The sequence below is a fragment of the Streptomyces sp. PR69 genome (assembly GCF_026420845.1).
Lineage (GTDB): Bacteria > Actinomycetota > Actinomycetes > Streptomycetales > Streptomycetaceae > Streptomyces.
This window is the reverse complement of the sequence record NZ_JAOWCB010000097.1, coordinates 1-519: the sequence shown is the minus strand read 5'-3', so window position 1 is coordinate 519 and position 519 is coordinate 1. Positions and strand designations below refer to the sequence as shown.

The window sequence follows — 519 nt, the reverse complement described above, 5'->3', positions numbered from 1 at the left end:
GTGGTGGCGGGCGGCTTCGGCGTGGGCAAGACCACGTTCGTCGGCGCCGTCTCGGAGATCAACCCGCTGCGTACCGAGGCCGTCATGACGTCCGCGTCAGCCGGCATCGACGACCTCACCCACACCGGGGACAAGACGACGACCACCGTCGCCATGGACTTCGGCCGCATCACCCTGGACCAGGACCTCATCCTCTACCTGTTCGGCACCCCCGGACAGGACCGCTTCTGGTTCATGTGGGACGACCTCGTCCGCGGCGCCATCGGAGCCGTCGTCCTCGTCGACACCCGACGCCTCGCCGACTGCTTCCCCGCAGTCGACTACTTCGAAAACTCCGGGCTCCCCTTCGTCATCGCCCTCAACGGCTTCGACGGACACCAGCCCTACACCCCCGACGAAGTACGCGAAGCCCTCCAGATCGGCCCCGACACCCCCATCATCACCACCGACGCACGCCACCGCGCCGACGCCAAAAGCGCCCTCATCACCCTCGTCGAACACGCCCTCATGGCCCGCCTG

The 519-nt window shown here is 67.6% G+C and carries 1 protein-coding gene; it reads left to right on the top strand.

From position 1 onward, the window contains the following. On the top strand, positions 1-519 hold a 519-nt coding region (locus tag OF819_RS29060; protein WP_267246638.1), incomplete at both ends, for a GTP-binding protein.